This is a genomic window from Bacillus sp. MYb56, assembly GCF_002976445.1.
Classification (GTDB): Bacteria; Bacillota; Bacilli; order Bacillales; family Bacillaceae_G; genus Bacillus_A; species Bacillus_A mycoides.
This window is the reverse complement of sequence record NZ_PCOH01000058.1, coordinates 1-11,772: the sequence shown is the minus strand read 5'-3', so window position 1 is coordinate 11,772 and position 11,772 is coordinate 1. Positions and strand designations below refer to the sequence as shown.

Below are 11,772 nucleotides of genomic sequence, written 5' to 3'. Positions count from 1 at the left end.
ACCTGCCTTACAAGCAGGGGGTCGGCGGTTCGATCCCGTCATCCTCCACCATATATGTCGGAGGGGTAGCGAAGTGGCTAAACGCGGCGGACTGTAAATCCGCTCCTTCGGGTTCGGCAGTTCGAATCTGCCCCCCTCCACCATTTTACATAGGGGCATAGTTTAAAGGTAGAACTGAGGTCTCCAAAACCTCCAGTGTGGGTTCAATTCCTACTGCCCCTGCCAAATATATAAACACAACATGGCGGTTGTGGCGAAGTGGTTAACGCACCGGATTGTGGCTCCGGCATTCGTGGGTTCAATTCCCATCAGTCGCCCCATTTTTATTTTTTAAAAAATTACAAATAAATTAATGGATACTTACATATAATTAAGTAAAACTTCGGTGGGCTATAGCCAAGCGGTAAGGCAACGGACTTTGACTCCGTCATGCGCTGGTTCGAATCCAGCTAGCCCAGCCATTTTTGCGGAAGTAGTTCAGTGGTAGAATACAACCTTGCCAAGGTTGGGGTCGCGGGTTCGAATCCCGTCTTCCGCTCCATTTTAACTTCATATGGCGGCATAGCCAAGTGGTAAGGCAGAGGTCTGCAAAACCTTTACCACCGGTTCAAATCCGGTTGCCGCCTTTCTTTTATGCCGATGTGGCGGAATTGGCAGACGCGCACGACTCAAAATCGTGTTCCTTCGGGAGTGTCGGTTCGACCCCGACCATCGGTATCGTTAAATGGTTATCGTGAATTACAGAAGAATTAAGTAATAGCAACGTTTAAAACGTCTTTCTACAGTTTTGTAGGAAGGCGTTTTTTTGTGTTTTTAGGGGTAATTTTGCTTGGGAAATCCACTTTTAAAATCGTATTCATTGGTCGTGTTCACAGGTAAAGAAAGGTGGTTAACTTTTGGCTAGAAGAAAAAACACTTTAGATGAAAGTGAATTAGCTGTTATTAAAAAACAAAGTAAATCTTATGTTGAAACGTTTGATGAAGCTATCACTTTATTTGTGAAGGATTGTGAGTTAAGAAATCTTAGACCATTTACCGTTAAGTATTATTTAAATGAGTTACAAGCATTTCTTAATTTACTAAGAGAACAGGATATAGACATTTCTATTCTAAAGCCTTACAACATGACAGAAGAACATATAAAAGAAAACGTAATACTTTATATGAAAAATTATAGGGGAATTAAAGTAGTTTCTATTAACACTCGTTTACGTGCGTTACGTGCTTTCTACAACTTCTTATATAAACAGAAGCACATTCCTAGAAATCCAGTGGAAAACATTAAGTTGCTGAAGGACAGAAAACGAATCATTCCTACCTTTTCAAAAGAACAGCTAAATAAATTATTTCGTCAGCCTAATTTAAGGACGTTTACTGGCGTTAGGGATTACACAATTATGATGTTAATGCTGGAAACAGGAATACGTATAAATGAACTTGTCGGGCTATCTGTAAAGGATATTCGCTGGGAAGATAGTTTACTCGTAATTCGTAATGCCAAAAGCTATCGAGAACGGCAAGTACCTATACAAAGGGATATGAAAAATCAGCTGAAAAAATATATTGCGATTCGAGGTTATGTTGAAAGTAATGCTTTATTCGTCACTGTTGATGGTACAAGGCTTACTAGAAGAGGAATACAGCAACGAATATCTATATACGGCAATATGGCACAAATAAAAGATGTGCGTTGTAGTCCGCACACATTTAGACATACATTTGCAAAGTTAAGTGTTCAGCAAGGGGCAAATATATTTGAATTACAAGCTATATTAGGACACACGAACATGGAGATTGTTAAAACGTATGTAAACTTATTTGGTAATGACGTAAGAGATAGACATAAAGAATTTTCACCGTTAAAAGTGCTTAATAAACGGTACGTATAAATGTGTTAGACAAGAAAAAAGCCGCCTACTGCAATAGGCGACCAAAAATTAATAGTTGTTTTTAAAACTAAATAACGGACAAACCGTATATCCAGCACCCCCATTATAAAATTTTTAAAAATATAATGCAAGGGGTTTAGTTTCCTATTGTCTTTTTTAGGTAATTAGAAGCGTTGGTGTGCGGTAATTCCGAACGTGGAATTGCCTGTAAACCACGCTAAAAACTGATAAGCTGTAATTATGGACACGTATAACGTAGGGATAATTACGGTGTGGCTTGCTATTGGTCGTGCGGAAAGTACTTAGTATGCTTTTACAAGGATAGCACCCCTCACTGGATTCCTATTCATTCGGTGAGGGTAAGGTGAGAACTTACCTAGAGACTACTCTCTTAAAGGTTCGGTGGGTTATCGTTAGCATTACGGTGCTAGGGAATACATTCAGCTTGTCATTGTGGGACGATATGCAAGGGACAAGCTATTGGTGTTAAAGGGTGTATGTAGTGAAAACTACTGAGTGAATAGGGTCTATACATACGGAACACTGACTAAGCAAGGCATGGCAAAAACAAAGACACTTATCCTTCTGTTCTGATTGACTATTATTTTTTGTAGTCTCTCAGCACAGGGGATAAATCTGCCTTCCAGCCATTTTCCTAACATCGCTTCAGCATGATAAAAACCTTCAAAACCTAAAGTCAAGAGATTTACAAGACTTTAACCACCACTAGCTAAGATAGTGGAATACATAAGCAACTACCACTAACGATGATAGAGGAAAATGGGACTTATACGAAATGTGGATTAAGAACTATATAGGGGGAGAACGAAAAAAAAGGGCATTTAATCTCAAAGGACTAAACGCCAAAAAATGAATAGATAAAGAAATAAGTACATAGAAGGAGAGAGTGATTCCCCAGCTTATTATAAGTGTATCATAGAATCAGGTTATAAAGAAAAATAGATTAGAAATGAGGGGTAATTTTGATAAAGATTGAGATTCCTAATTGTTCTTTAAGTATTCCAGTATCAGAAATTCATCAAGTTAGTTCAGATTCAGGATTTTATTTTATGAGAGATTCAAATGGGAAAATTGTTTATACTGGAGAGTCTTTGAATTTAAGGAAGAGGCTTACTAAACATATGGCTGGTAAAAGTAGTACTACAAAGAGATTTTATCATGTGTTTCATTCTGTTGATGTTTTTTATTGTGATAGGAAAGACCGAAAAATTTATGAAATGTATGCTATTAACTTATATAATCCAATCGGGAATGTTGAGGGGAATGAGTCAGTCAGCAAAGTAGAATTGAAAAAGAGACGTGAGGATTGGATAAGAAGTTTATAAAATGAAAGTTGGGATTCTAGCAAAAATTAACATGGAAACACTTGTTTGTTAGGAGAAATTTGAGATAATATAGAATGTGAGTAATTACTAATAAGTTAATGTTATACGACATAGAGAGAAATAGATTTGGTTTATTACAAAGGTGGATGTGTATTTAAATTTGTAATAAGGAAAGGTGAAACTCTATGTTCAAATTGTTCTACAAGAAAGACGGAGATACAACGAAATTCTATTTTCAGGCTAACTTTAATTTTGATGTTGTTGTCTCTGCTGTCATCATTGAACTAATTAAGCAATCTTTGAATATATAGCAATTTAAAAAGGGAATGTGGAGATAATCTGCATTCTCTTTTTATTTTTAAAGTAATTTAAAGACGATTAGTAATACATTCCATACATAGAACAAAAGTTAATCGCCTAGAAATGCGAATCTCGGGAAGTTATTTTATGGAAAAAGCAACCTGACAACTAAGAAGGGATAAACCCTTGCGGTATCTAGTGTGAAGTGAAAAATAATTATATTTTATACCTGTAAATGGACTATGTTTCACACACATTAATATAGGGGGAACTTATTAACTGCATACTTTATTGTATGTGGTTTTTTTGTTTCTTCCTAAACCCAGTCTCCTTTTTGTGTGCGATTTCTTAAGTAGCCCCTATGTCATTTAGATGTGGGGGCTATTTTTTGTGCCAGCAGAAGGGGATGGAATTAATAAAGCTATCTAAAAAGGGGGATTTAACAATGATTGGTGATTATAAAAACCTGCCATACAAACCAGAGATTAAACCACAAATGCTACGCTATATCCGTTTGAGTAGAAATATTACCCAAGCTACTGTTGCAGAAAAACTGGGAATTTCACAAAAAATGATAAGTGACTATGAGAACGGAAAATATGAGGACTTCAGTCCCAACGTATACGCCCGTGTACGTGAATTGGTAAGGGCATATCGTATAGACCGTTACGAGATTGAATCTTATAAAAAACTTATGGAAATCAAAAGTAGACGTGGTTATAAAGTATGACAAAGAAAGTAGAAAGACTATGTGCAGCTATTTTAACTAAAGGCTATAACGCTAAAGAATTAGACAGTAAAGCAAATGCCCTGTTAGATAAGCTATTTCATTTACGGACTATTGAGAAGGAAACAGCTATTAGCATAAAAGAAACGAAAGTAGCTATACAAGCTGTAATGCTTGCTAAGAAACAGCAGGCACAAATGAAGGGGGACAATAATAATGCTATTTAAAATTGATAGACAGGAATTAGATAAAGTAATTGCAGGTTACAAACCGCACCGCCACACAAAGAAAGCTATTCAAGCGTTTCAGAAAGATATGGCTGATATTGAAAAGTATGTTGCTAGTATTGAGAAACAGAAGGCAGAAAAACAGTTACAACTAACAAAAGTACTTGTTGATATGGAAGCAACATTTGATTTAGGTGAACGTATTTATCTCCAAAATGAACAGGCACATTTATCAAAAGAGTTACAAGGATTAGATTTCTTTTTAGAAGAAACAAAGGAACGTAAAACAAAAGCACGGTTAAAGCATGCACCAATTGTTGCACAGGCAATTGATAAAGATAGAAGTGAGTTAAGTGCCGCTTTTAACGAAGAAATGAATAAAGCTGTACGTATAGTTCTTAGTGAAACAATGGACTGCGTTGCTGATGTTAGTAAAATGCTTGAAGCAGAACAAAAAGAATTTGAACATGACGTATACAATTGCTTAGCTGGTGATGAGGTAGTTATTGATACGTACCGCTTCCAGAATAAGAGAGTAACAGCAGAAACACCGTTAGAAGTGGGATACCTAAACATTACACCTTCAGATTTTTTACAGGCTAAAAACGGACATAACACCGTTAAGAGTAACAGCTTTATTGTACGTAACTACTGCAAAGAAGGGAGTAATGAGTAATGCAATACAGTAAAGAAATATTAGATAAAATAAAACAAGGAGATACTAATATTTTGCAAGGACTACCACCATTTGTCCTACTTTCATTAGGGTTACAGTTAGAACAAGAAGCAAAAGATAAAACTGAAGGTAAAATAAAATAAATAACATGAGATAGTGAAGGCAGCCGTTTTGCGGTTCGCCTTCTTTTTTTTATTAATCACATACATACGTGTCCTTAAATTTGTGATTAACGGTACTACCTCTACGTAACGCAAATACGAAGGAGGAACTTATACATGAGTAATAAGACAATTAAACAAAATATTCAAATTCCTGTAAGTGGGGAACTAGCAAAAGGAAACATTACCACAAACTATGTAACCTATCCTATGCAATTGAACTATTACACGCAATTAGGATTAATTTTACCAGCAGACGTACTCACATATCTTAATTTAATTCAATATACCAATGTTGAATATGGTTACGCTTTTCCTAAAATCAGTGACTTAGCGAAGGTAACAGGAATGAATGGGGAAACCGTAAGTAATTCAGTAAAGCGATTGGAACGGGCGGGGCTGATAATTAAAGAAAAGAATTATGAGTACGGAAACAAAAATATTTATTATGTTTTTACTCCATATGAGAAAGAAGATTTGGGCGAAATGTTTCCCGACTTAAAAGCAAAAAATGACCAGCGTATTGCTGTTATTGATAAGAAAGAAAAGAAAGACAAGGGGCGTTTAAAGGGATATCAGCAAAAACTAGAAAAAGCGGAGAAACAACGTGAAGCATTGAAGGCTAAAAGTAAGGTAAATTCAACGCCAGAACCACCCGTACAGGACAACGCTAGACAATTGGAAGAAGAAGCGGAAAGAAGTATGCGGGAAAAGTTGGCAAAATTGTAGGCGAGATAGTAATTCACATACGTTGTGTGCTTTATGAAAAAAGGAAATCCTTTAGTTACAAGGATTTTCAGCTTTTATTAATCACAAAAGTTATTAATCACATATGTGTGTTACTTGGAAAGTTAGGGTTTAGTAGTACGATAAATTAGAGTTTTGAGGTGGGAAGAATCCATATTCTATGACACGAGAAAAAGGTGGTTATAAAGAATTACAGTATAAAGAATTAAGACAAAGAATTAAGATAAAGAATTACTTTCTTTCCTATCTTAAAGATAATATCTATGAAAAGAATAACTATGATAAGTAAGAAAGAAAAGAGATAAGAAATAAAGATTACGCCACCGCACCTTCATTAGTGGGGCTGTTTGGTGTGCAGTAAATGGGGGGACTAATATGTATACAGAAGTAGAAAAAGAAATTAGCAGTTACGAAGTAGCTAGTTTTATCACAATAAGCAAAGAAGAGTACCAGCAGTTATTGAATGATAAATATGAGGGTTTCATTGCCGTTAAGGAACGTCCTATCAATGTAATGGTAGCAGTAAAACATGAATGTAGTATTTGTGGCAAAGTCTTCTACAATCGTGCGGTAAATATGCTAGGAGAGGTAGAAGAGTTGCGGCACCATTGTTTTGTTACCATGGTAGTGGAAAGTGATAAGGTACGTAAAAGAAGGCTGGCAGATATTGAGAAGATAAAAAACAAGTTACGAAAAGAAGTGTCCCCTACTGGTTAACGGTGGGGGTTATTTACTTCTAAGTGGGCATGTTGTCCCTTTAGCCTGACAATAATTTACGTTGTAGTAGCTGAAATAGGTGAAATAACACCGCTTGTAGGGATAATAAATTGTGGGTTTGAAAAATCTTTTTTTGGGTAAGTAATAGCCCTCCAGCCCATGATACATATACGTTTGTGGGCATTTTTTACCTTGTGGGAATTAGGGATAACCCACAAATACTATCCCTTGTACTCTTTTTTAGTGAGTTTAAGCCTAGTAATAAAATAATAGGAAGACGGTTATTCCGTCCCCCTTGCTTCTCTATATTCTTTTAACCGTCTTTTGAATGTAGCAACACTACACTTTGCAAATTCAGCCCCTTCAGGTTGGGACATTTTCCCTTCTTCAACTTGCTGAATGGCACTTAATAAAGCACCTTCAATTTTATGTGTCTTAGATTTTCTACCAAACTTAACACCTTTTTCCCTAGCGTCCTTAATGCCTTCTTGAGTTCTTTCAAGTATCATAGAACGTTCAAATTCAGCAAATGCACCTAATACTTGAAACAATAGCTTTGTCATAGGGTTCTCCATCGTTTCAGCTGTAAACATTCCCATATTTATTATATGTACTGCTACACCCCTATTAGTTAATTCAGTAACGATTTTCTCTAATTGAGATAAAGAACGTGCTATGCGGTCAGCCTTAGTTACAACAAGCGTGTCACCAGCTTTAATTTCTTCTAACAGCTTGTTAAGTTCTTTTCGGTTAGCTTTAGCACCACTAATCTTCTCTTTATATATCTTCGTAGCACCAGCCTCTTTAAGTGCTTTTATTTGAATATCTAATTCCTGCTTATTTGTACTTGCACGTCCATATCCATAAATCATTATTTTTTGCCCCTTTTTACCATTTTTATTTGATATGACTTTTTGATACTTTGTAAATCCTATAATACAGCCATTCTTTATTAGTGTCAACAAGTGTAGACTTTTTGATATGATTTATTTTATGGACTTTCTTTAAGCAACGTCTTTGTTACAGTATTTTTCACGGTATTCTATACGTGCGTTTTAAGGTGTCTATTAAATAATCTCCTGCGATTTTGGTATTGATATGTGGTATAACGCCTCTTATAAAGTCGCCTATGCGGTGGTAGTGTGTGCCCTTGTATCATTGGTATATGTACCCTAACTACACCACCCTACCCAGTACGCTGCAACCCTTAGCACAGCAGCAGCACCATGCCACACCACACAGTAAGGCACAGTACTACACCACCACACGCACCCATACACATAGGCACACACCACACACCACTACCCCACCACTATCACCACGCTATCACATGCACATGAACACTGTCACAACTCAACACATTCAATAGTATCAATCTGACAGCGTAAGAATGCGGCTTGACTCACTATCATATATCCCTATCACAATGGCACGAACGAAAGCGAATGAAATGATAGTATTTGTTTTCTTTTTTTGGGGGTAAGGGGTACACAGGGGGAAGGGGGACATAATATGCCCCAGTCTAGTGCATTAAACATTCCTACACCACTTTTCTAAACTTGGATAACAGTAACTTTCAGTAAGATAAGGGTGGTTCAAGTTTAACTAACCCTATCTTACCTGTGATTGTTTTAAAAAATTTCGCCCCACTTTTGAAAACCTTGGACTAGTAAGCAGTTTATATGTTGGATATAATAAAAGTGCTACTTCTTTAAGCGTTAGCACTGTTCACCTCATGCCGTTAAATCTAAAAAAGTCCTATCGGCATAATGAACGGACGGGCGTACTAGTTATATTGACTGGTACGTCTTTTTTGTGTGTCATTTTATAGGTGGCATTGGTAATATAACCAAGTCCTAGCCGTTCCCTACCGTCTTTGTAACGTCTTTCTTTACATAAATATGTAAACTATATAATGTGTTGTAACAATATTAAGCAAGCCTTTACCAGCTTCCCTAAAGTTTGTGCCATACTTCAACAAGGAACAGTAAAACTCTACATTATTTGTAAAATAGTGATAAGGGGTATTCATGAAATTGTAATTTTCACTTTAGAAAAACCTTTTTAAAAAATTACACAACGGTTTTCAGAACTTTTTGTAACAATAGAGACACCTTAACAATCCCCTAACTATTGCCAGTGGTAGAGATGACTAATTATATATGATGAAAGTAAACTAACAATGTGATAATTAATTTTTTAACGTGCTTCCCTATAAGGAGGCACGCTTTTTTTATTTTGGTGTTCGTTGAAAGTAAAGAGGTAGTGACGGAAAGTTTAATTACGGTTGATGTATTTGGTAAATGATATACATATGTTAAATATCTTTAGTATGTTCTATATTGTTTACGATTTTAATGTCCGTATTGTTAGACAGTGGTGATTGGACAGCAGTTATATCTTTTTTAATTATTTTTGTACATTTCATATAGACCTTTGAAGAAAAGTCACACACATATTTAACTTTTTCCTTAGATTCTTCTACTGTAGAAAAAACCATTCTCTTTTCGTCCATCGAGTATTCATATTTTAAGTTTTTTATTTTCCTAAAGGTGTCATCAGTAAGTAATCGAATATCATAATCAACTTGTCGATTTATAGCTATGATTTGTGCACGTAACAGACAAAAGTAAAAAAAGCTTAATAAAAATGCTAAAGCCCCTCCTTGTACTATATAATCGGCATAATTTTGTTTTTCAAGGTGCTTACATGTAGCAAAAAAGAATACTAACATGATAGAGGTACAATGTAGGAGAAAAAACTTAACATGCCATCTTTTGTTTATAAATTTATTAAACTTTTTTTGCATATAAAAAACAACAATAAAACATGAAAAACTAATAAACCAAACGATAATATTCCATAAAAAAGATATACGGTGACTATATCCATATAAATTCTGATAAATAATGGCTGTATAGAGTAAATAAAATATAGTTACAAAGAATATTCCTATGATATAGAACCAAAATTGTAGTTTGGCTTGATTAGACCTATCCCTAAATTGCTTATCCAGTGAATTAGTTGTCATTATGTATATAAATTGGTTGCTGGTATACATGAAAACCCCTGTAATAATCCCCATTATAGCAACAATAACAGGTGAAAACTTGCTTATTATTTCAATAGATATTCCATCAAACATACTTTGTATTCAGTCCTTTCAAAGTTAAAGTTAGATAAAAAAGAACGCACTTTTAAGGGTGACGTTCTTTTTCTTTCATTAAATTGTTTTTAAACTAAGTCAGGTTTTTGTGGTATTGGTGGTCGTCCGTGGTCATAAGCAGGTGAACCAGTGTTACCATCAGCTATACCCCAAGGTTCTCCGTGTGTGTAAGATGGAGACCAACCTTCTCCATGTGTATATTCAGGTGCACTGCCACGATCACCTATATTTAACGCTAAATCTGGTCTTTGTGGTGCAGGTGTATCACCTTTATTTAATGCCGAAAATTCTAAGATGTTACTTATACCAAAAGTCATGATTCCAGCTAACGTTAATCCTGTTATTGTTAATCCAATCTTTTTCATTACTTTAACGCCCCTTTTGCTAATAATTTTTTTCTTGCTTCATTACTCATATAAAAATATTTACTAGACTTTACATGATTCTCTTCTGCATAAAATTTATTCGCTAGTCGTTCTGCATATTCTTCAATACAATCCCATAATTCTTCTTTTTTAAAGTATGAAACTCCTGCTAATACAGCAGTTTCTAATTCAGTAGTGTTAGATGTGTTGTTCATTTTTTCTAAAATTTGAAAGCGATATTGATATTCCTTATTTACTAATTCATTGCAAATGTTTAAACCTTTTTCAATAAGTTGAGATGCAATTGCTGTTTCACCTAATTTTAAATTTTCATCTGCTTGTAAATATAGGGATTTAAAATGATTTGGTATATTTTCCGTAACTTCTGATAAGTGACGAATTGCTAAAGAGGAAAGATTTTGATTTGCATATAATAGTCCGATGTTATTTCTAACACGTAGTAACAATGTTCTTTCATTTTTACTTTTTAGAATATCTATGGCAGTGTTAAAACTTTCTTCGGCTTGTTCAAATTGCCTTAAATCTATACAAGATAATCCAAAAACATTGTCACATAATGCTACATTAATTTTATAGCCTGTGTGTTTAGAGAAAATATCTTTTGCTATTCGTATGTAATCAATAGCTAAAAGCGGTTTATAGATTTGATAGTAAAATGAAGCTAAACGATAATTGAATTCAGCTTCTTCTACTTCATTCATTGCGTACATTAAAAGTTTTTTCGCCTTCTCAAAATGTTCTTTTGCTTCATTATAGTCTGCAAGAATTGTGCTGTGAATAGCTTTGAAGAAGTGATAATAATAGGATAAAAAGCTATTTTCAGGTACATCAAAGGAGTTAATTTCATTAAAGCTATCTTTTGTAATATTAAGTCCATCGGTTAGTACTTTATATCTAAAGTCTAATAATGAATAGTATAGTAGTAGATTTTTGTCTTCCTTTATACTGGAAATTTTGTCCTCAATTTCTTGTTTTAAATTTGTTGTTTGTATAGTTTGGTGTTGTAACATAGATTGATACCAGTCATTAAGTAACTTTGTAGCCTTTGCATTCCCCTTCACTGGAACGTGCATAGTATCCCTTCCTTTTCGAATATTCTTATAATTAATGATAGCAAGAATAAAATGTAATAGAAATGAAATTTCTATATTTCTCAACATTTGTTTAACAATTTTATTTTCAAGTATATAACTAATTGTATTCATTCTACCTGTTAGTAAATTCAAATATTTGGTACGGTAAGATAATCCCACATGGTATAATTTTCTTGTGGAATATGGAACTAGAAAGGATTTAAGCGATGGGAAAATTTCAAAGTAATTTTCAAGTGGCACAACAAATCGCTACTCAAATGAGGAATGCTTCAGATACAATCCAAAGTGCAACAAGTCGTTCTATAACAAAGGCGACGCGTACAACACTATCTGTTA

The 11,772-nt window shown here is 34.7% G+C and carries 14 protein-coding genes and 7 tRNA genes; 17 read left to right on the top strand and 4 right to left on the bottom strand.

Features of this window, described 5'->3' with window-relative positions; translation table 11 throughout:
- Positions 1 to 59: 59 nt before the first annotated feature.
- From CQ058_RS29315 to CQ058_RS29250, 16 genes are all read left to right on the top strand, one after another.
- Positions 60 to 143 (top strand) — tRNA-Tyr (locus CQ058_RS29315).
- Positions 144 to 151: 8 nt separating this feature from the next.
- Positions 152 to 225 (top strand) — tRNA-Trp (locus CQ058_RS29310).
- Between the two features lie 19 nt (positions 226 to 244).
- Positions 245 to 320: transfer RNA gene (locus CQ058_RS29305), tRNA-His, on the top strand.
- Positions 321 to 386: 66 nt separating this feature from the next.
- Positions 387 to 461 (top strand) — tRNA-Gln (locus CQ058_RS29300).
- 5 nt (positions 462 to 466) lie between these two features.
- Positions 467 to 541: transfer RNA gene (locus CQ058_RS29295), tRNA-Gly, on the top strand.
- 14 nt (positions 542 to 555) lie between these two features.
- A tRNA-Cys gene (locus CQ058_RS29290) sits at positions 556 to 626 on the top strand.
- A 9-nt stretch (positions 627 to 635) separates the two neighbouring features.
- Positions 636 to 717 (top strand) — tRNA-Leu (locus tag CQ058_RS29285).
- Between the two features lie 179 nt (positions 718 to 896).
- Positions 897 to 1,889 carry a tyrosine-type recombinase/integrase gene (locus CQ058_RS29280; RefSeq protein ID WP_002188182.1) on the top strand — a complete coding sequence of 331 codons (993 nt, stop codon included), beginning with the start codon at positions 897 to 899 and terminating at the stop codon, positions 1,887 to 1,889.
- A gap of 983 nt (positions 1,890 to 2,872) precedes the next feature.
- Complete coding sequence (locus CQ058_RS29275) at positions 2,873 to 3,235, top strand: GIY-YIG nuclease family protein (protein WP_002188183.1); 363 nt, start codon at positions 2,873 to 2,875, stop codon at positions 3,233 to 3,235.
- A gap of 185 nt (positions 3,236 to 3,420) precedes the next feature.
- A complete protein-coding gene (locus CQ058_RS32545) occupies positions 3,421 to 3,546 on the top strand; it encodes a hypothetical protein (protein ID WP_000475371.1) in 126 nt (41 codons plus the stop codon).
- A gap of 434 nt (positions 3,547 to 3,980) precedes the next feature.
- On the top strand, positions 3,981 to 4,265 hold the full coding sequence (locus CQ058_RS29270) for a helix-turn-helix domain-containing protein (protein ID WP_105590160.1): 285 nt from the start codon (positions 3,981 to 3,983) through the stop codon (positions 4,263 to 4,265).
- Complete coding sequence (locus tag CQ058_RS29265; RefSeq protein WP_105590159.1) at positions 4,262 to 4,489, top strand: hypothetical protein; 228 nt, start codon at positions 4,262 to 4,264, stop codon at positions 4,487 to 4,489. The genes CQ058_RS29270 and CQ058_RS29265 overlap by 4 nt, the downstream gene beginning before the upstream one ends.
- The gene (locus CQ058_RS29260) at positions 4,479 to 5,165 is read left to right on the top strand and encodes a metalloendopeptidase (protein ID WP_105590158.1); all 687 of its coding nucleotides are present in this window, start codon (positions 4,479 to 4,481) and stop codon (positions 5,163 to 5,165) included. The genes CQ058_RS29265 and CQ058_RS29260 overlap by 11 nt, the downstream gene beginning before the upstream one ends.
- Positions 5,165 to 5,308: a hypothetical protein gene (locus CQ058_RS32040; protein WP_002188193.1), complete on the top strand. Its 144-nt coding sequence runs from the start codon at positions 5,165 to 5,167 to the stop codon at positions 5,306 to 5,308. Before CQ058_RS29260 ends, CQ058_RS32040 begins: the two co-directional genes overlap by 1 nt.
- A gap of 135 nt (positions 5,309 to 5,443) precedes the next feature.
- Positions 5,444 to 6,055, top strand: coding sequence for a helix-turn-helix domain-containing protein (locus tag CQ058_RS29255; RefSeq protein WP_002188194.1), 612 nt, complete (start codon positions 5,444 to 5,446; stop codon positions 6,053 to 6,055).
- Between the two features lie 393 nt (positions 6,056 to 6,448).
- A complete protein-coding gene (locus CQ058_RS29250) occupies positions 6,449 to 6,790 on the top strand; it encodes a hypothetical protein (protein ID WP_002188195.1) in 342 nt (113 codons plus the stop codon).
- Positions 6,791 to 7,071: 281 nt separating this feature from the next.
- Here the strand turns inward: CQ058_RS29250 and CQ058_RS29245 are convergent, their stop codons facing one another.
- The 4 genes from CQ058_RS29245 to CQ058_RS29230 all read right to left on the bottom strand — a co-directional run bounded on the left by CQ058_RS29245 (position 7,072) and on the right by CQ058_RS29230 (position 11,415).
- Complete coding sequence (locus CQ058_RS29245; RefSeq protein WP_002188196.1) at positions 7,072 to 7,662, bottom strand: recombinase family protein; 591 nt, start codon at positions 7,660 to 7,662, stop codon at positions 7,072 to 7,074.
- 1,445 nt (positions 7,663 to 9,107) lie between these two features.
- Positions 9,108 to 9,935 carry a hypothetical protein gene (locus tag CQ058_RS29240; RefSeq protein ID WP_105590157.1) on the bottom strand — a complete coding sequence of 276 codons (828 nt, stop codon included), beginning with the start codon at positions 9,933 to 9,935 and terminating at the stop codon, positions 9,108 to 9,110.
- Between the two features lie 89 nt (positions 9,936 to 10,024).
- The gene (locus CQ058_RS29235) at positions 10,025 to 10,321 is read right to left on the bottom strand and encodes a hypothetical protein (RefSeq protein WP_002188198.1); all 297 of its coding nucleotides are present in this window, start codon (positions 10,319 to 10,321) and stop codon (positions 10,025 to 10,027) included.
- Positions 10,321 to 11,415: a response regulator aspartate phosphatase gene (locus CQ058_RS29230; RefSeq protein ID WP_033727978.1), complete on the bottom strand. Its 1,095-nt coding sequence runs from the start codon at positions 11,413 to 11,415 to the stop codon at positions 10,321 to 10,323. The genes CQ058_RS29235 and CQ058_RS29230 overlap by 1 nt, the downstream gene beginning before the upstream one ends.
- 227 nt (positions 11,416 to 11,642) lie before the next feature.
- On the opposite strand from CQ058_RS29230, the gene CQ058_RS29225 reads away from it, so the two are divergent.
- A partial coding sequence (locus CQ058_RS29225; protein ID WP_142396433.1) for a TIGR04197 family type VII secretion effector occupies positions 11,643 to 11,772 on the top strand: 130 nt, incomplete at its 3' end.

Excerpts from the sequence above, each read along its gene's own strand:
- CQ058_RS32545 (WP_000475371.1), top strand. The coding sequence starts at position 3,421 with ATGTTCAAATTGTTCTACAAGAAAGACGGAGATACAACGAAATTCTAT.
- CQ058_RS29270 (WP_105590160.1), top strand. The coding sequence starts at position 3,981 with ATGATTGGTGATTATAAAAACCTGCCATACAAACCAGAGATTAAACCA.
- CQ058_RS29265 (WP_105590159.1), top strand. The coding sequence starts at position 4,262 with ATGACAAAGAAAGTAGAAAGACTATGTGCAGCTATTTTAACTAAAGGC.
- CQ058_RS29260 (WP_105590158.1), top strand. The coding sequence starts at position 4,479 with ATGCTATTTAAAATTGATAGACAGGAATTAGATAAAGTAATTGCAGGT.
- CQ058_RS32040 (WP_002188193.1), top strand. The coding sequence starts at position 5,165 with ATGCAATACAGTAAAGAAATATTAGATAAAATAAAACAAGGAGATACT.
- CQ058_RS29255 (WP_002188194.1), top strand. The coding sequence starts at position 5,444 with ATGAGTAATAAGACAATTAAACAAAATATTCAAATTCCTGTAAGTGGG.
- CQ058_RS29250 (WP_002188195.1), top strand. The coding sequence starts at position 6,449 with ATGTATACAGAAGTAGAAAAAGAAATTAGCAGTTACGAAGTAGCTAGT.
- CQ058_RS29245 (WP_002188196.1), bottom strand. The coding sequence starts at position 7,662 with ATGATTTATGGATATGGACGTGCAAGTACAAATAAGCAGGAATTAGAT.
- CQ058_RS29240 (WP_105590157.1), bottom strand. The coding sequence starts at position 9,935 with ATGTTTGATGGAATATCTATTGAAATAATAAGCAAGTTTTCACCTGTT.
- CQ058_RS29235 (WP_002188198.1), bottom strand. The coding sequence starts at position 10,321 with ATGAAAAAGATTGGATTAACAATAACAGGATTAACGTTAGCTGGAATC.
- CQ058_RS29230 (WP_033727978.1), bottom strand. The coding sequence starts at position 11,415 with ATGCACGTTCCAGTGAAGGGGAATGCAAAGGCTACAAAGTTACTTAAT.